We start from the raw sequence: 16,655 nt of genomic DNA on the forward strand, positions 1-16,655 counted from the left end.
CAGAGACCATGGCCAACCGTTTGAGCAACGATTTCCAGTTTATCGACGTGGGTCGCCAGGACCCCGAGAAGAAGGCGGCACGCACCCGGGCGCGGGAGTTCGCCGAGATCTACGAGCCCTTCAAGCCCCAGGAGGCGGCCGGGCAGGCGCATCGCTGCCTGCACTGCGGCAACCCCTACTGCGAGTGGAAGTGCCCGGTCCACAACTACATCCCCAACTGGCTGCAGCTGGTCAGCGAGGGCAACATCCTCGAGGCGGTGGAGCTGTGTCACAAGACCAACTCGCTGCCCGAGGTGTGCGGACGGGTCTGCCCGCAGGATCGCCTCTGCGAGGGTGCCTGTACCCTCAATGACGGCTTCGGCGCCGTGACCATCGGGTCGGTGGAGAAGTACATCACCGATACCGCCTTCGCCATGGGCTGGCGCCCGGATCTCTCCAAGGTCGCCGCGACCGGGCGCAAGGTGGCGGTGATCGGCGCCGGCCCGGCGGGCCTGGGCTGCGCCGACATCCTGGTGCGCAACGGCGTCAAGCCGGTGGTATTCGACAAGTACCCGGAGATCGGCGGGCTGCTCACCTTCGGCATCCCCGAGTTCAAGCTCGACAAGACTGTGATGAAGCGTCGCCGCGCGGTGTTCGAGGAGATGGGCATCGAGTTCTGCCTCGGTGTCGAGGTGGGCAAGGACATCGCCTTCGACACCCTGCTCGAGGAGTACGACGCCGTCTTCCTGGGCATGGGCACCTACACCTACATGGAGGGCGGCTTCCCCGGTGAGGATCTGCCCGGCGTGCACAAGGCGCTCGACTACCTGATCGGTAACGTCAACCACTGCCTGGGCTTCGAGAAGGAGCCCCATGAGTACACCTCGCTGAAGGGCCAGCGCGTGGTGGTGCTGGGCGGCGGCGACACCGCGATGGACTGCAACCGCACGGCGATTCGCCAGGGCGCGTCCGGCGTGACCTGCGCCTATCGTCGCGACGAGGAGAACATGCCGGGTTCCAAGCGCGAGGTGGCCAATGCCCGCGAGGAGGGCGTGGAGTTCCTGTTCAATCGCCAGCCGGTGGCGGTGGTCGGCGAGGGCAAGGTCGAGGGCGTGAAGGTGGTGCGTACCCGCCTCGGCGAGCCCGACGAGAACGGCCGCCAGCGCCCCGAGGTGGTGCCCGGCTCGGAGGAGGTCATCCCCGCCGACGCCGTGGTGGTGGCCTTCGGCTTCCAGCCGAGCCCGGCCCCCTGGTTCGAGAGCGTGGGCATCGAGGTCGACGAGCGCGGCCGGGTCAAGGCGCCGGAGCAGGGCGCCCACCCGTTCCAGACCACCAACGAGAAGATCTTCGCCGGTGGTGACATGGTGCGCGGCTCCGACCTGGTGGTCACCGCCATCTACGAGGGTCGCCAGGCCGGCGAGGGCATCCTCGACTATCTGGGTGTCTAAGCTGCAGACAGGGAGGCGCGAGTAGTCGCTGGCGGCATGGCTCGCGGCTTTCCCGGCGGCAGGTCTACGAAGGGGCGCTGTGAACCCCTCCCTGGGCGCTACCGACGCCATCCCTGGCGTAGGACCCCTTCTTCGACTTGCCCCCGGGCCGCTGGTCTCGTCAGCATCGCATGCCGGGTGTCTGCCGCGTGGGCGCCTTGCCCCGTGGCGCACGGCGCTGAAATTGAGCCTTTGGTCGCACTCTGCTACTCTGTCGTCCCATCCTGGCGCGGCTTCCTGCCGTGCCTACCGATCACGTTTCGACAGGTTCTCCATGACACGATATATCTTCGTGACCGGCGGCGTTGTGTCCTCTCTCGGCAAGGGCATCGCGTCGGCCTCGCTGGCGGCGATTCTCGAGGCCCGCGGCCTCAAGGTCACCATGCTCAAGCTCGATCCCTACATCAACGTGGATCCGGGCACCATGAGCCCCTTCCAGCACGGCGAGGTGTTCGTCACCGAGGATGGGGCCGAGACCGACCTGGACCTCGGGCACTACGAGCGCTTCATTCGCACGAAGATGACCCAGGCCAACAACTTCACCACCGGTCGCGTCTACGAGCACGTGCTGCGCAAGGAGCGCCGCGGCGACTACCTGGGCGGCACCGTGCAGGTGATTCCTCACATCACCGACGAGATCAAGCGCCGGGTCTACGAGGGCGGCAAGGGCTTCGACGTGGCGCTGGTCGAGATCGGCGGCACCGTGGGCGACATCGAGTCGCTGCCCTTCCTGGAGTCGATCCGCCAGATCAGAAGCGAGCTTGGCGCGAACCGGGCGATCTTCATGCACCTGACCCTGGTGCCCTACATCAAGACCGCCGGCGAGACCAAGACCAAGCCGACCCAGCACAGCGTCAAGGAGCTGCGCTCGATCGGTATCCAGCCGGACATCCTGATCTGCCGCAGTGAGGTGGAGCTCGAGGAGAGCGAGCGGCGCAAGATCGCGCTGTTCACCAACGTCGAGGAGCGGGCGGTCATCCCGCTGCAGGACGCCGACACCATCTACCGCATCCCGCTGATGCTCCACGAGCACGGCCTCGACGACATCGTCTGCGACAAGCTGCGCCTGGAGGCCGGCGAGGCGGACCTCGGCGAGTGGGTGAAGGTGCTCGACGCCAAGCTCAACCCGCTGAAGTCGGTCAACATCGCCATGGTCGGCAAGTACATGGAGCTGCTCGACGCCTACAAGTCGCTCAACGAAGCGCTGATCCATGCCGGCATCCAGTCGCGGATCAAGGTCAACGTCGACTACATCGACTCCGAGGACATCGAGCACCACGGCACCGAGCGCCTGGCCGGCAAGGACGCCATCCTGGTGCCCGGCGGCTTCGGCGAGCGCGGCGTCGAGGGCAAGATCGCCACCGCCCGCTTCGCTCGCGAGAACGGCATTCCGTATCTCGGCATCTGCCTCGGCATGCAGGTGGCGGTCATCGAGTTCGCCCGCCACGTGGCCGGCTGGGACGACGCCGACTCCACCGAGTTCACCCACGAGACCCAGCATCCGGTCGTGGGCCTGATCACCGAGTGGCTGAGCCCCGAGGGCAAGGTCGAGCTTCGCGATGAGGCCTCGGACCTGGGCGGCACCATGCGCCTGGGCGGCCAGGTCTGCCAGCTCAAGGCCGGCAGCAAGGCCCGCGAGGCCTACGGCAGCGACGAGATCGTCGAGCGCCACCGCCACCGCTTCGAGGTCAACAACCAGTTCATCGGCGAGCTCGAGCAGGCCGGCCTGGTGGTCTCCGGCAAGAGCGTCGACAACTCCCTGGTGGAGGTGGTCGAGCTGCCGGATCATCCCTGGTACGTCGCCTGCCAGTTCCACCCGGAGTTCACCTCCACGCCCCGTGACGGCCATCCGCTGTTCACCGGCTTCGTCAATGCGGCGCTGGAGCACAAGACGGCGCGCGTCCGCGCCCAGTCCGCCCATCAGGAGTGAGGTCGATGTCGGCATCGAAAGGCCCGACCCCCGAGCGTCATATCGGCATTGCCGGCCTCGAGGCCGGCAATGACCGGCCGCTCATGCTGCTCGGCGGCATGAACGTGCTGGAGTCCCGCGAGCTGGCCCTCGAGGTCGCCGAGACCTATGTCGAGGTGACCGGCCGGCTCGGCATCCCCTACGTCTTCAAGGCGAGCTTCGACAAGGCCAACCGCAGCTCCATCCACTCCTTCCGCGGCCCGGGCCTCGACCGGGGGCTCGAGATCCTGGCCGAGGTGAAGGAGCGCTTCGGGGTGCCGATCATCACCGACGTGCACGAGCCCTGGCAGGCCGCGCCGGCGGCCGAGGTCGCCGACATCATCCAGCTGCCGGCCTTCCTGGCGCGCCAGACCGACCTCGTCGTGGCCATGGCCGAGACCGGGGCGGTGATCAACATCAAGAAGCCGCAGTTCCTGGCTCCCCACGAGATGCGCCACATCCTGCGCAAGTGCGAGGAGGCCGGCAACGACAAGCTGCTGCTCTGCGAGCGCGGCTCGAGCTTCGGCTACAACAACCTGATCGTCGACATGCTGGGCTTCGGTGACATGAAGCAGACGGGCTATCCGGTCTTCTTCGACGTTACCCACGCCCTGCAGCGCCCGGGCGGCCGGGCCGACAGCGCCGATGGCCGGCGCGCCCAGGTCGCCGAGCTGGCGCGTGCCGGCGTGGCGGTGGGCCTGGCGGGGCTCTTCCTCGAGGCGCATCCCGACCCGGACAACGCCAAGTGCGACGGTCCCTGCGCCCTGCCGCTGGACCGCCTGGAACCCTTCCTGGCCCAGCTGAAGGCCCTCGATGACCTGGTGAAGGGCTTCGCGCCGCTCGATATTGCCTGATTTTCCCTCAACGCTGACACGTAAAGGACGAGATAACATGACCAAGATCGTCGATATCCGCGCCCTCGAGGTGCTGGACTCACGCGGCAATCCGACCGTCCAGGCCGAGGTGCGCCTGGAGAGCGGCGCCATCGGCGTGGCGTGCGCCCCGAGCGGCGCCTCCACCGGCTCCCGCGAGGCCCTGGAGCTGCGTGACGGCGACAAGAGCCGCTACCTGGGCAAGGGCGTGCTCAAGGCCGTGGAAGCCGTCAACACCGCGATTCGCGAGCGCCTGGTCGGCATGGATGCCTGCGACCAGCACGGCCTTGACGATGCCATGCGGGTCCTCGATGGCACCGACAACAAGGCCACCCTGGGGGCCAACGCCATCCTGGCCGTCTCCCTGGCCGTCGCCAAGGCCGCCGCCAGCGCCAAGGGCGTGCCGCTCTACGCCCATATCGCCGAGCTCTACGGTCAGCCGGGCCGCTACCAGATGCCTGTGCCGATGATGAACATCCTCAACGGCGGCGAGCATGCCGACAACAACGTCGACATCCAGGAGTTCATGATCCAGCCGGTGGGGGCGCCGAGCTTCCGCGAAGGCCTGCGCATGGGCGCCGAGATCTTCCACGCCCTGAAGAAGGTGCTCTCCGCCCGGGGGCTCTCCACCTCCGTGGGCGACGAGGGCGGCTTCGCGCCGAACCTCGCCTCCAACGCCGAGGCCCTGGCGGTGATCAAGGAAGCCGTCTCCAACGCCGGCTACACGCTCGACAGCGACGTGACCCTGGCGCTGGACTGCGCCTCCTCGGAGTTCTACCAGGACGGCCAGTACAACCTCGCCGGTGAGGGCAAGCGCTATGACGCCGCCGGCTTCGCCGACTACCTGGCCGAGCTGTGCGAGGCGTACCCCATCGTCTCCATCGAGGACGGCATGGACGAGTCCGACTGGGCGGGCTGGAAGGCGCTGACCGACAAGCTCGGCGACAAGGTCCAACTGGTGGGCGACGACCTCTTCGTCACCAACACCCGGATCCTCAAGCGCGGCATCGACGAGCAGATCGGCAACTCCATCCTGATCAAGTTCAACCAGATCGGCTCGCTCTCCGAGACCCTGGAGGCCGTGCGCATGGCCCAGGACGCCGGCTTCACCGCGGTGATCTCCCATCGCTCCGGCGAGACCGAGGACACCACCATCGCCGATCTCGCGGTGGGCACCTGCGCCGGCCAGATCAAGACCGGCTCGTTGTGCCGCTCGGATCGCGTCGCCAAGTACAACCGCCTGCTGGTGATCGAGCAGGAGCTCGGCGCCAGGGTCGACTACCCCGGGCGAGGCGCGATCAAGGGCCAGTAAGCGCATGACGTAGGCGCGTGGCGTGGCCCCTGGTGGGATCTCGTGTAGGAGATCGCTTACACGAGGCCGACGACATTCGCTATCCGTGCGTCGGACAGGGCCGACCCCTTGCGGGGTTGGCCCTTTTTATTTGGCTGATTTATCAGGTTTTTTTGTTTTCGCCGCCGCGAGCCTCCGGGGCCGGGGTGGCCTGTCGGCCATTCCGGGCATGGTTGTGTGCCCCGGGTGGCGTGGCACAATGAAGCCGGGATGAAGGGAGAGCGGCAACGCTCCCCGGCAGGATGCATTGGGATGCAAGCAGCAGTGATGCGCCCGGCGCGGCAGGACGCCGCCCCCGGGCAGGGAAGGCATCACGGGAGTCGAGCGGAGGGAACCGCTCAAGGAACGGCTGGGAGCGGGCGGCCTGCGGGCCGCCTTTTTTCGTTCAAGGTCCGGGCCCGAGCCGGATGCTTGAGCCAGCACGACACGACGCCGCCGGATGTCGAGAGACATCCGGCGGCGTCGTGTCTGACGGGGTCGCGCTGGGCGGAGCTCAGCGCTCGAGCAGCTCCAGCTTGCCCGGCTTGCCGTCCCAGTTCTCCGCGTCTTCCGGCGGATCCTGCTTCTCGCTGATGTTGGGCCACACCTCGGCCAGCTCGGCATTGATCTCGATGAACGTCTCCTGGCCCTCCGGCAGCTCATCCTCCGAGAAGATCGCCTCGGCGGGGCATTCCGGCTCGCAGAGCGCGCAGTCGATGCACTCGTCGGGATGGATCACCAGGAAGTTGGGGCCCTCGTAGAAGCAGTCCACCGGGCAGACCTCGACACAGTCGGTGTACTTGCACTTGATGCAGTTCTCGGTGACGACGAATGTCATGCCTGTCTCCCATTCTCCGGCCGGGGCGTGGCCGATAGTCAGTGATTCGGTTCTGGTTATAAGAAAATCATTTCTTATAATTTCAAGTCTTTTGATCGAGCCATTCTAGTCGCGGCACGGGGCGCCCGCAAGCGCGCCGTGCCGCCATTGTCGGCCATTCACAGCGCCGCTTTCCAGCGGTAGAGCAGCTCTAGGGCCTGGCGCGGGGACAGCGCATCGGGGTCCAGCTCGCCCAGCTGCTCGACCAGCGGGTGGGGCGCGCTGGCGAAGAGGTCGGCCTGGTGCGGCCCGCTCGCGGCGGGGGCGTCGCCTCCCGCGGCCGGCGGCAGCCGGCTGCCCTGGTCGACCTCCTGCTGCTCGAGGGTGGCGAGCTTCTCCCGGGCGCGGGCGATCACCCCCTGGGGCACGCCGGCCAGCTGGGCCACTTGCAGGCCGTAGCTCTGGCTCGCCGGGCCGTCCTCCACCCGGTGCATGAAGACGATGCCGTCGCGGTGCTCCGCGGCCGTCAGGTGCACGTTGGCGACCCCCTCGGCCTGGTCGGGCAGGGCCGTCATCTCGAAGTAGTGGGTGGCGAACAGGGTGAAGGCGCGCGAGCGGGTCAGGTGCTCGGCGCTGGCCCAGGCCAGCGACAGGCCGTCGAAGGTCGAGGTGCCGCGGCCGATCTCGTCCATCAGCACCAGGCTCTGCTCGGTGGCGTTATGCAGGATGCTGGCGGTCTCGGTCATCTCCACCATGAAGGTGGAGCGCCCGCCGGCCAGGTCGTCCGAGGAGCCGATGCGGGTGAAGATGCGATCCACCGGGCCGATGGCGGCCGACTCCGCCGGCACGAAGCTGCCGGTGTGGGCGAGCAGGGTGATCAGCGCCGCCTGGCGCATGTAGGTCGACTTGCCGCCCATGTTGGGACCGGTGATCACCAGCATGCGCCGGTCGTCGCCCATGACCAGGTCGTTGGGCACGAAGGGCGCCTCGCTGACCCGCTCGACCACCGGGTGGCGTCCGCCGCGGATGTCGATGCCCGGCGCCTCGGGCAGCGCCGGGCGCACGAAGTCCAGCGCCCTGGCGCGCTCGGCGAAGGCGCACAGCACGTCCAGCCCCGCCAGCGCCCGGCCGCTGGCCTGCAGGGGGCCGAGTTCGGCGTTCAGGATGTCGAGCAGGCCGTCGTAGAGCAGCTTCTCCCGGGCCAGGGCCCGGGACTTGGCCGACAGTGCCTTGTCCTCGAACTCCTTGAGCTCGGGGATGATGAAGCGTTCGGCATTCTTGAGGGTCTGGCGGCGGACGTAGTCCACGGGCGCCTCCCGGGCCTGGGCGCGGGGAATCTCGATGTAGTAGCCGTGGACCCGGTTGTAGCCGACCTTGAGGCCAGAAAGCCCGGTGCGCTCGCGCTCGCGGGTCTCCAGCGCCACCAGGTAGTCGCCGGCATGCTCGGCGAGCCCGCGATGCTCGTCGAGCTCGGCGTCGAAGCCCTCGGCGATCACCCCGCCGTCGCGGATCACCACCGGCGGGTTCTCCACTAGGGCACGGTGCAGGGTGTCGGCGAGTGTCGGGTAGGGGTGGATATGGCGCCGGAGCTCGTCGAGCGTGGTGCCCTCGGCGTAGTGGGCGAGCTCGGCCTCCAGGGCGGGCAGGGCGAGCAGGGCGTCGCGCAGGCGGGCGAGGTCGCGGGGCCGCGCGCTGTAGAGCGCCACCCGGGCGAGGATGCGCTCGATATCGCCGATCGCCTTGAGCGCGTCGCGCAGGGGCTCGAAGCCCGCGTCGTCGAGCAGCAGCGCCACCGCCGCCTGGCGGGCGCCGACCTGGGCGCGGTCGCGCAGCGGGCGGTTGAGCCAGCGCTTGAGCAGCCGCGAGCCCATGGCCGTGGCGGTGGTGTCGAGCACGCTGGCGAGCGTGTTGTCCGCCGTGCCGCCGAGGTTGATGTCGATCTCCAGGTTGCGCCGGCTGGCCGCGTCGATCACCACGGCGTCGTCGCGGCTCTCCACGCCGATGGCGGTGACGTGGGGCAGGGCGGTGCGCTGGGTGTCCCGGGCGTAGTCGATCAGCACCCCGGCGGCGGTGATGGCGGCCTCGAGGTGGGCGCAGCCGAAGCCGCGCAGGTCCTGGACCTGGAACTGGTCGCACAGGGTGCGCGTCGCGCTCTCGAGGTCGAACAGCCAGTCGCTCTGGCGGCGCAGGCCGCGGCGCTCCGCCAGGCTAGGCGGCAGCGACAGGCCCTCGGCGACCAGCAGCTCGGCGGGATCCAGGCGGGTGAGCTCGGCGAGCATCTCCCCCTCGCCCTCGACCTCCAGCACGCTGAAGCGCCCGCTGGAGAGCTCCAGCCAGGCCAGGCCCCAGCGCTCGCCGAGCGGGGCCATGGCGACCAGCAGGTTGTCGCGGCGGGCGTCCAGCAGCGCCTCGTCGTAGAGGGTGCCGGGGGTGACGATGCGCACCACGCGCCGCTCCACCGGCCCCTTGCTGGTCGCCGGGTCGCCGATCTGCTCGCAGATCGCCACCGACTCGCCGGCGGCCACCAGCCGCGCCAGGTAGCCCTCGGCGCTGTGGTAGGGCACGCCGGCCATGGGGATCGGCTGGCCGGCCGACTGGCCGCGCTGGGTCAGGGTGATGTCGAGCAGGGCGGCGGCGCGCTTGGCGTCGTCGAAGAACAGCTCGTAGAAGTCGCCCATGCGGTAGAAGAGCAGCACGTCGGGATGCTCGCGCTTGATCTTCAGGAACTGGCTCATCATCGGGGTATGCTGGGCGCTGGCCTGTGACATGGGCTTCCTTTGGCGTCCTATGAAATCAGTGGGCGGTGGCGGGGAGACCGGCGTCGGGCACGCCATGCATGTCTCGGACAAAGCCAGTATTCTACGCCCCAGGGCGGTCGACGTCAGGCCGCCGACCCCCACCATCGCCAGGGAGGACGGCCATGACCGCAATCGACGCGCCCCTCGAGCGCCAGGACCTGCGACGCCTCGCCGAGCGGCTCGGCGAGGGCTGCCGGGCGCGTGGCATCACCGTCACCGCGGCGGAGTCCTGCACCGGCGGCGGGGTGGCCAGCGCCATCACCGAGGTGGCCGGCAGCTCCGCCTGGTTCGAGACCGGCTACGTGACCTACGCCAACGGTGCCAAGACCCGGCTGCTCGGCGTGCCCGAGACGCTGCTCGCCGAACACGGCGCGGTGAGTCGCGAGGTCGTCGAGGCGATGGTGGTCGGCGCCTGCCGCGACAGCGGCGCGTCGCTCGGCGTCGCGATCAGTGGAGTGGCCGGCCCCGGCGGCGGCAGCCCCGACAAGCCGGTGGGTACGGTCTGGCTGGCCTGGGGCGGCCCCGAAGGCGTCGAGTCGGCCTGCCATCGCTTCCCCGGCGATCGCGCCGCGGTGCGCGAGCAGGCCGTGCGCGAGGCGCTGCGCGGCCTGGTACGGCGCCTCACGCTGCCCTGACGTGCCTCGCCGCTCGCGACGCTGGTCGCGGCCGGAATTTTTCGCCATACTACTGTGCAGTCATACAGTGGTTCGCCGCCGTCGTCATCTTTCACGCTATCTCTCAGGAGTTCCTTCATGGCTCAGGACGAAAACCGCAGCAAGGCGCTGAATGCCGCCCTCTCCCAGATCGAGCGCCAGTTCGGCAAGGGCACCGTGATGCGCCTGGGCGACGCGCCCCGCGTGGTGATGCCGTCGGTCTCCACCGGCTCGCTGGGCCTGGACATCGCGCTCGGCATCGGCGGGCTGCCGCTGGGCCGGGTGGTCGAGATCTTCGGTCCGGAGTCCTCGGGCAAGACCACCCTGACGCTCTCGGTGATCGCCCAGGCCCAGAAGCAGGGCAAGACCTGCGCCTTCATCGACGCCGAGCACGCCCTGGACCCGAGCTACGCCGAGAAGCTCGGCGTCAACCTCGATGACCTGCTGGTCTCCCAGCCCGATACCGGCGAGCAGGCGCTGGAGATCTGCGACATGCTGGTGCGCTCCGGCGGCGTCGACGTGATCATCGTCGACTCGGTGGCGGCCCTGACCCCGCGCGCCGAGATCGAGGGCGAGATGGGCGACTCCCACGTCGGCCTGCAGGCGCGCCTGATGTCCCAGGCGCTGCGCAAGATCACCGGCAACATCAAGAACGCCAACTGCATGGTGGTGTTCATCAACCAGATCCGCATGAAGATCGGCGTGATGTTCGGCAGCCCCGAGACCACCACCGGCGGCAACGCCCTGAAGTTCTACTCCAGCGTGCGCCTGGACATCCGCCGCACCGGCTCGGTCAAGCAGGGCGACGAGGTGACCGGCAACGAGACCCGGGTCAAGGTGGTCAAGAACAAGGTGGCGCCGCCCTTCCGTCAGGCCGAGTTCCAGATCCTCTACGGCAAGGGGATCTACCATGCCGGCGAGGTGGTCGACCTCGGCGTGCAGTGCAAGCTGGTCGACAAGGCCGGCGCCTGGTACAGCTACCAGGGCAACAAGATCGGCCAGGGCAAGGCCAATGCCGCCCAGTTCCTCGAGGACAACCCGGCGGTGATGGAGGAGATCGAGAGCCAGATCCGCGCCCAGCTGCTCACCCCGGTGGAGCCGAAGAAGGACGAGGCCGCCGACGACGCCCTGGCCGCCGAGGACGGCGGCGACGAGCTGGCCTAAGCCATGCGCGGCAGCACCTCCGGCGAGTCGACGCCGCGCAGTGATGCCATCGGGCTGCTGGCCCGGCGCGAATACTCGCGCCAGGAGCTCGCCGAGCGGCTGGCGGCCAAGGGGCATGCGGCCGAGGCGATCGCCGAGTGCCTCGAGGCCCTGGCGGAGCAGGGGCTGCAGTCCGATGAGCGCTTCGCCGAGGGGTTCCTGCGCTCGCGGATCCTGCGCGGCCAGGGGCCGCTCAGGATCCGCCTCGACCTGGAGCGTCGCGGCCTCGATCGGGAGGCGATCCGCCACGCCTTCGACGAGGCCGCCCGGCGCGGCGAGGGCGACTGGTTCTCCCTGGCCGGCGAGGCCCTGGCGCGGCGCTTCCCCGGCCCGGGCGACACCCCCCGCGAGCGCGCCCGGCGCGAGCGCTTCCTGGCCGGCCGCGGCTTCGATTTTGAGCAGGTGCGCCACGCCCTGGAGACGGCCTGGTCGACCGACGACTGAGCCCCCGCCGGCCGGCTCCCCTTCAGTCGATTGACAACTGCGCTATAATGGCTCCCTTTGCGAATGCCCCGGGTGGCGCTTCTGTGGCGCAGTGGCGAGCCGAGACCGGCGTCGACACGCCGCTTGCCGACCCACCGGGCCACCATGCTCATCGCTACGGATACCCCATGAAAAGCGCAGACATCAGACAGGCTTTCCTTACGTTCTTCGAGGAACAGGGCCACACCATCGTGCCCTCCAGCTCGCTGGTGCCGGGCAACGATCCGACCCTGCTGTTCACCAATGCCGGCATGGTGCCGTTCAAGGACGTCTTCCTGGGCCGCGACCCGCGCCCCTACGTGCGCGCCACCTCCTCCCAGCGCTGCGTGCGCGCCGGCGGCAAGCACAACGACCTGGACAACGTCGGCTACACCGCCCGCCACCACACCTTCTTCGAGATGCTGGGCAACTTCAGCTTCGGCGACTACTTCAAGCGCGACGCCATCCGCTTCGCCTGGACCTTCCTGACCGAGGTGCTGGAGCTGCCCAAGGAGAAGCTGTGGGTCACGGTGCATGTCAGCGACGACGAGGCCGAGCGCATCTGGAAGGAGGAGATGGGCATCGACCCCGAGCGCTTCTCCAAGCTCGACGAGGACAACTTCTGGCAGATGGGTGACACCGGCCCCTGCGGGCCGAGCTCCGAGATCTTCTTCGATCACGGCCCCGGCGTGTGGGGTGGCCCCCCCGGGAGCCCGGAGGAGGACGGCGATCGCTACATCGAGATCTGGAACCTGGTGTTCATGCAGTTCGACCGCGATGCGGCCGGCACCCTGAACCCGCTGCCCAAGCCCTCCATCGATACCGGCATGGGCCTGGAGCGCATCGCCGCGGTGATGCAGGGCGTGCACTCCAACTACGAGATCGACCTCTTCCAGCACCTGCTCGAGGCGGCGGCCCGGGCCACCGGCCATGAGGACACCACCACGCCCTCGTTGCGGGTGATTGCCGACCATATCCGCTCCTGCGCCTTCCTGATCGTCGACGGCGTGCTGCCCTCCAACGAGGGGCGCGGCTACGTGCTGCGCCGGATCATCCGCCGCGCCATCCGCCATGGCCACAAGCTGGGCGCGCGCGGCAACTTCTTCCACCAGCTGGTGGGCGCGCTGGACGCGGAGATGGGCGAGGCCTACCCGGAGCTTCGCGAGGCGCGCCATCAGATCGAACGCGTGCTGCTCAAGGAGGAGGAGCAGTTCGCCCGCACCCTGGAGCACGGCATGGGCCTGCTCGAGGAGGCCCTGGGCGGCCTCGAGGGCGATACCCTGCCCGGCGAGACGGTCTTCAAGCTCTACGACACCTACGGCTTCCCCTATGACCTGACCGCCGACGTCTGCCGCGAGCGCGACGTCAGCCTCGACGAGGCCGGCTTCGAGCGCGAGCTGGAAGCCCAGCGCGAGCGGGCCCGGGCGGCCAGCCAGTTCGGCGCCGACTACACGGCGGGGATCGAGCTCGAGGGCGAGACCGCCTTCACCGGCTACGAGCAGCTGGAGGATCGCGCCACGGTCACCGCCCTCGTCGATCGCGAGGGCAACGCCCTGGCCGAGCTGGCCCCCGAGCAGCGCGGCGTCGTGGTGCTCGACCGCACGCCCTTCTACGGCGAGTCCGGCGGCCAGGTGGGGGATACCGGCTACCTGGAGCTCGACGGCGGGCGCTTCCTGGTCACCGACACCCAGAAACAGGCCGGCCACCACCTGCACCACGGCGTGCTGCTCGAGGGTACCCTGGCCGTGGGCGCCGAGGTGCAGCCCCGGGTCGACGCCAGCCTGCGCGCCGCCACGGTGCGCAACCACTCGGCGACCCACCTGATGCACAAGGCCCTGCGCTTGGTGCTCGGCGACCACGTCCAGCAGAAGGGCTCGCTGGTCACCCCCGAGCGCCTGCGCTTCGACTTCAGCCACTTCGAGCCGCTGACCGCCGAGCAGCTGGCCGAGGTCGAGCGCCTGGTCAACGAGCAGATCCTGGCCAACGCCGCGACCCGCACCGAGCAGATGACCCTCGACGAGGCCAAGGAGAAGGGCGCGGCGGCGCTGTTCGAGGCCAAGTACGCCGACAGCGTGCGGGTGCTCACCATCGGCGCCGACGACTTCTCCATCGAGCTGTGCGGCGGCACCCATGTCGCGCGCAGCGGCGACATCGGCTGCTTCCACATCGTCAGCGAGGCGGGGATCGCCAGCGGCGTGCGCCGCATCGAGGCGATCACCGGCGAGGGGGCGCTGGCCTGGTTCCGTGAGCAGGAGGCGCGCCTGAATCGCATCGGCGAGCGCCTCAAGGCCAAGCCGGAGCAGGCCGAGGAGCGCGTCGAGTCGCTGGTCGAGCGCAACCGCACCCTAGAGAAGGAGCTCGAGCGGCTCAAGGCCAAGCTGGCCAGCGCCGCCGGCAACGACATGCTCGGCGAGGCCCACGAGGTCGAGGGCATCAAGGTGCTGGCCAAACGCCTCGAGGGCGTGGCCGGCAAGGAGCTGCGCGGCATGCTCGACCAGCTCAAGAACAAGCTCGGCTCCGGCATCGTGGTGCTCGGCGTCGCCGACGAGAGCGCCGGCAAGGTCAGCCTGATCGCCGGCGTGACCGACGACCTCACCGCACGCGTCAAGGCCGGTGAGCTGGTCAACCACGTGGCCTCCCAGGTCGGCGGCAAGGGCGGCGGTCGGCCCGACATGGCCCAGGCCGGGGGCAGTGATGTGTCGGCCCTGCCGGGGGCGCTGGCGAGCGTGCCCGTCTGGGTCGAGGAGCGACTGAAGTAGGATGCGGAAGGGCCGGTAGCAGCGATGCACCGGCCCTCGTCGTATCTGGACACCTTTCACTCATCCGAGCGCGACTCGCACTCGACATACGAGGGAAATTGGCAAATGGCACTATACGTTCAAAAGTTCGGCGGCACCTCGGTGGGCTCCGTGGAGCGCATCAAGGCCGTGGCCGAGAAGGTCAAGGGCTTTCGCGACCAGGGGCACCAGGTCGTGGTCGTGGTCTCCGCCATGAGCGGCGAGACCAATCGCCTGATCGGCATGGCCAACGAGATCAACGAGGAGCCGACCCCCCGCGAGATGGACATGCTGGTCTCCACCGGCGAGCAGGTGACCATCTCGCTGCTGGCCATGGCCCTGCACAAGCTGGGCGTGCCGGCGACCTCCTACACCGGCTCCCAGGTGGGCATCCAGACCGACAGCGCCCACACCAAGGCGCGCATCCAGCGCATCGAGACCGATGAGCTGCAGGCCGACCTCGACGACGGCCAGGTGGTCGTGGTCGCCGGCTTCCAGGGGGTCGACGAGGACGGCAACATCACCACCCTCGGCCGCGGCGGCTCCGACACCACCGGCGTGGCCCTGGCCGCGGCGCTCAAGGCCGACGAGTGCCAGATCTACACCGACGTCGACGGCGTCTACACCACCGACCCGCGGGTCTGCTCCAAGGCGCAGCGCCTGGAGACCGTCACCGTGGAGGAGATGCTGGAACTGGCGAGCCTCGGCTCCAAGGTCCTGCAGATCCGCGCCGTCGAGTTCGCCGGCAAGTACAACGTCCCGCTGCGCGTGCTGTCCAGCTTCGAGGGCGGCCCCGGCACCCTGATCATTGCTGACTCTGACAAAGACGAGGATTCCATGGAAGAACCGCTGATCTCCGGTATCGCCTTCACCGCCAACGAGGCCAAGCTGACCCTGCTCAACACCCCGGACGTGCCGGGCGTCGCCTCGCGTATCCTGGGCCCGATCGCCGATGCCAACATCGAGATCGACATGATCGTGCAGAACGTGGCGCCGGCCGGCGACTACACCGACTTCACCTTCACCGTGGCCAAGGGCGACTACCGCCAGACCATGAAGATCCTCCAGGATCAGGTGATCCCCGACCTCGGCGGCGGCGACCTGCGTGGTGACGACAACATCGCCAAGGTGTCGCTGGTCGGGGTGGGCATGCGCTCCCATGCCGGGGTCGCCTCCAAGATGTTCCGCGTGCTGGCCGACGAGAACATCAACATCCGCATGGTCTCCACCTCCGAGATCAAGATCTCCGTGGTGGTCGACGAGAAGCACATGGAGCTGGCGGTCAAGGCGCTGCACAAGGCGTTCGGCCTCGACAAGCGCGATATCGAGCAGGAATAAGCGCTTACTCGAGTCGCCGACAGCTTCTACGCTTCTAGGGACGGTCGCCGACCCGGGTGTCAACGGGCTCGCTTTCAACGTGGTGCTTGCCTGGCAGGTGCCGGCATCAGTGGCCAGGGACGGCGACTTGTCGCACAATGCAGCCATGTCGTCCCTCCCGGCGAGCATCCCGCAGCCCGAAGTCTGAGAAGGAGATCAGTCATGCTCATCTTGACCCGCCGTGTCGGCGAAACCCTGATGATCGGTGACGATGTCACCGTCACCGTCCTTGGCGTCAAGGGCAACCAGGTCCGTATCGGCGTCAATGCGCCCAAGGATGTCGCCGTGCATCGCGAGGAGATCTACCAGCGCATCCAGCGCGAGAAGTCCGAACCCGACGTCGAGGGCGACGACCCGGTCGGTGCCTGAGGCGTTCCTGCCTGTCGCAGCGGGCCGGTCGGGAAAAATTGCCGGTACCGCTGGACAATGGCCTTACAGAACGGTAGGATACGCACCGTGCCGATGAGGGAGAGGTGGCCGAGTGGCTGAAGGCGCTCCCCTGCTAAGGGAGTAAGGGGTTTATAGCCTCTTCGAGGGTTCGAATCCCTCCCTCTCCGCCATTATCGACACGTGAAGGTCAAGCGCCCGTAGCTCAGCTGGATAGAGTACCTGACTACGAATCAGGTGGTCGGAGGTTCGAATCCTCCCGGGCGCGCCATCTTCATCTGGATGCGAACGACAGCCTCTCGCCGTCGTCCCCATCCTCGCAATGAGCCGTCTCGTTGCCTTTCGCGCCCGTAGCTCAGCTGGATAGAGTACCTGACTACGAATCAGGTGGTCGGAGGTTCGAATCCTCCCGGGCGCGCCAGATCTCGACCCGTCCTCACCCGAGGGCGGGTCTTCTGCTTTGTTTCGATGTTTTCTCGCTAGCCGGACCGGACGCGCCCAGGATGGGCCCCGGCTCCGCGATCGTTTGGGGCGCCGTCGCTTTGCGACAGGCGCCTCTTTTTTT

Annotated in this window: 12 protein-coding genes and 3 tRNA genes; 13 read left to right on the forward strand and 2 right to left on the reverse strand. The window is 68.4% G+C overall.

The genetic code is table 11. From position 1 onward, the window contains the following. Positions 1-8: 8 nt before the first annotated feature. The 4 genes from FIU83_RS02260 to eno all read left to right on the forward strand — a co-directional run bounded on the left by FIU83_RS02260 (position 9) and on the right by eno (position 5,598). Positions 9-1,427, forward strand: coding sequence for an FAD-dependent oxidoreductase (locus FIU83_RS02260; protein ID WP_152482567.1), 1,419 nt, complete (start codon positions 9-11; stop codon positions 1,425-1,427). A 313-nt stretch (positions 1,428-1,740) separates the two neighbouring features. Continuing rightward, positions 1,741-3,396, forward strand: a complete 1,656-nt coding sequence (locus tag FIU83_RS02265) for a CTP synthase (RefSeq protein ID WP_152482568.1) — start codon at positions 1,741-1,743, stop codon at positions 3,394-3,396. A 5-nt stretch (positions 3,397-3,401) separates the two neighbouring features. Beyond that, a complete protein-coding gene (gene kdsA, locus FIU83_RS02270; protein WP_152482569.1) occupies positions 3,402-4,268 on the forward strand; it encodes a 3-deoxy-8-phosphooctulonate synthase in 867 nt (288 codons plus the stop codon). A gap of 37 nt (positions 4,269-4,305) precedes the next feature. Further along, positions 4,306-5,598 carry a phosphopyruvate hydratase gene (eno, locus tag FIU83_RS02275; protein WP_152482570.1) on the forward strand — a complete coding sequence of 431 codons (1,293 nt, stop codon included), beginning with the start codon at positions 4,306-4,308 and terminating at the stop codon, positions 5,596-5,598. A gap of 532 nt (positions 5,599-6,130) precedes the next feature. Here the strand turns inward: eno and fdxA are convergent. Together fdxA and mutS are read right to left on the reverse strand one after the other, a co-directional pair. Then, positions 6,131-6,454 carry a ferredoxin FdxA gene (gene fdxA / locus FIU83_RS02280; protein ID WP_152482571.1) on the reverse strand — a complete coding sequence of 108 codons (324 nt, stop codon included), beginning with the start codon at positions 6,452-6,454 and terminating at the stop codon, positions 6,131-6,133. A gap of 158 nt (positions 6,455-6,612) precedes the next feature. Continuing rightward, entirely contained in the window at positions 6,613-9,201 is a 2,589-nt protein-coding gene (mutS, locus tag FIU83_RS02285; RefSeq protein ID WP_152482572.1) for a DNA mismatch repair protein MutS, read from the reverse strand. 152 nt (positions 9,202-9,353) lie between these two features. Here mutS and FIU83_RS02290 point away from each other — a divergent pair, with 152 nt between their 5' ends. From FIU83_RS02290 to FIU83_RS02330, 9 genes are all read left to right on the forward strand, one after another. Next, entirely contained in the window at positions 9,354-9,866 is a 513-nt protein-coding gene (locus FIU83_RS02290) for a CinA family protein (protein WP_152482573.1), read from the forward strand. A 117-nt stretch (positions 9,867-9,983) separates the two neighbouring features. Further along, positions 9,984-11,048, forward strand: coding sequence for a recombinase RecA (gene recA / locus FIU83_RS02295; RefSeq protein ID WP_152482574.1), 1,065 nt, complete (start codon positions 9,984-9,986; stop codon positions 11,046-11,048). A 3-nt stretch (positions 11,049-11,051) separates the two neighbouring features. Then, positions 11,052-11,531, forward strand: coding sequence for a regulatory protein RecX (locus tag FIU83_RS02300; protein WP_152482575.1), 480 nt, complete (start codon positions 11,052-11,054; stop codon positions 11,529-11,531). Between the two features lie 167 nt (positions 11,532-11,698). Beyond that, positions 11,699-14,308 carry an alanine--tRNA ligase gene (gene alaS / locus FIU83_RS02305; RefSeq protein WP_152482576.1) on the forward strand — a complete coding sequence of 870 codons (2,610 nt, stop codon included), beginning with the start codon at positions 11,699-11,701 and terminating at the stop codon, positions 14,306-14,308. A gap of 105 nt (positions 14,309-14,413) precedes the next feature. Further along, positions 14,414-15,664, forward strand: coding sequence for an aspartate kinase (locus FIU83_RS02310; protein WP_152482577.1), 1,251 nt, complete (start codon positions 14,414-14,416; stop codon positions 15,662-15,664). Between the two features lie 201 nt (positions 15,665-15,865). Further along, positions 15,866-16,072 carry a carbon storage regulator CsrA gene (gene csrA, locus FIU83_RS02315; protein ID WP_152482578.1) on the forward strand — a complete coding sequence of 69 codons (207 nt, stop codon included), beginning with the start codon at positions 15,866-15,868 and terminating at the stop codon, positions 16,070-16,072. Between the two features lie 98 nt (positions 16,073-16,170). Continuing rightward, positions 16,171-16,263, forward strand: a tRNA-Ser gene (locus FIU83_RS02320). Positions 16,264-16,284: 21 nt separating this feature from the next. Beyond that, positions 16,285-16,361, forward strand: a tRNA-Arg gene (locus FIU83_RS02325). 73 nt (positions 16,362-16,434) lie between these two features. Then, a tRNA-Arg gene (locus tag FIU83_RS02330) sits at positions 16,435-16,511 on the forward strand. The last annotated feature ends 144 nt before the right edge of the window (positions 16,512-16,655 follow it).

It is taken from the genome of Halomonas sp. THAF5a (assembly GCF_009363755.1).
GTDB lineage: Bacteria > Pseudomonadota > Gammaproteobacteria > Pseudomonadales > Halomonadaceae > Halomonas.

Coding starts and splice junctions, on each gene's coding strand:
- FIU83_RS02260 (WP_152482567.1), top strand. CDS start 9: ATGGCCAACCGTTTGAGCAACGATTTCCAGTTTATCGACGTGGGTCGC.
- FIU83_RS02265 (WP_152482568.1), top strand. CDS start 1,741: ATGACACGATATATCTTCGTGACCGGCGGCGTTGTGTCCTCTCTCGGC.
- kdsA (WP_152482569.1), top strand. CDS start 3,402: ATGTCGGCATCGAAAGGCCCGACCCCCGAGCGTCATATCGGCATTGCC.
- eno (WP_152482570.1), top strand. CDS start 4,306: ATGACCAAGATCGTCGATATCCGCGCCCTCGAGGTGCTGGACTCACGC.
- fdxA (WP_152482571.1), bottom strand. CDS start 6,454: ATGACATTCGTCGTCACCGAGAACTGCATCAAGTGCAAGTACACCGAC.
- mutS (WP_152482572.1), bottom strand. CDS start 9,201: ATGTCACAGGCCAGCGCCCAGCATACCCCGATGATGAGCCAGTTCCTG.
- FIU83_RS02290 (WP_152482573.1), top strand. CDS start 9,354: ATGACCGCAATCGACGCGCCCCTCGAGCGCCAGGACCTGCGACGCCTC.
- recA (WP_152482574.1), top strand. CDS start 9,984: ATGGCTCAGGACGAAAACCGCAGCAAGGCGCTGAATGCCGCCCTCTCC.
- FIU83_RS02300 (WP_152482575.1), top strand. CDS start 11,052: ATGCGCGGCAGCACCTCCGGCGAGTCGACGCCGCGCAGTGATGCCATC.
- alaS (WP_152482576.1), top strand. CDS start 11,699: ATGAAAAGCGCAGACATCAGACAGGCTTTCCTTACGTTCTTCGAGGAA.
- FIU83_RS02310 (WP_152482577.1), top strand. CDS start 14,414: ATGGCACTATACGTTCAAAAGTTCGGCGGCACCTCGGTGGGCTCCGTG.
- csrA (WP_152482578.1), top strand. CDS start 15,866: ATGCTCATCTTGACCCGCCGTGTCGGCGAAACCCTGATGATCGGTGAC.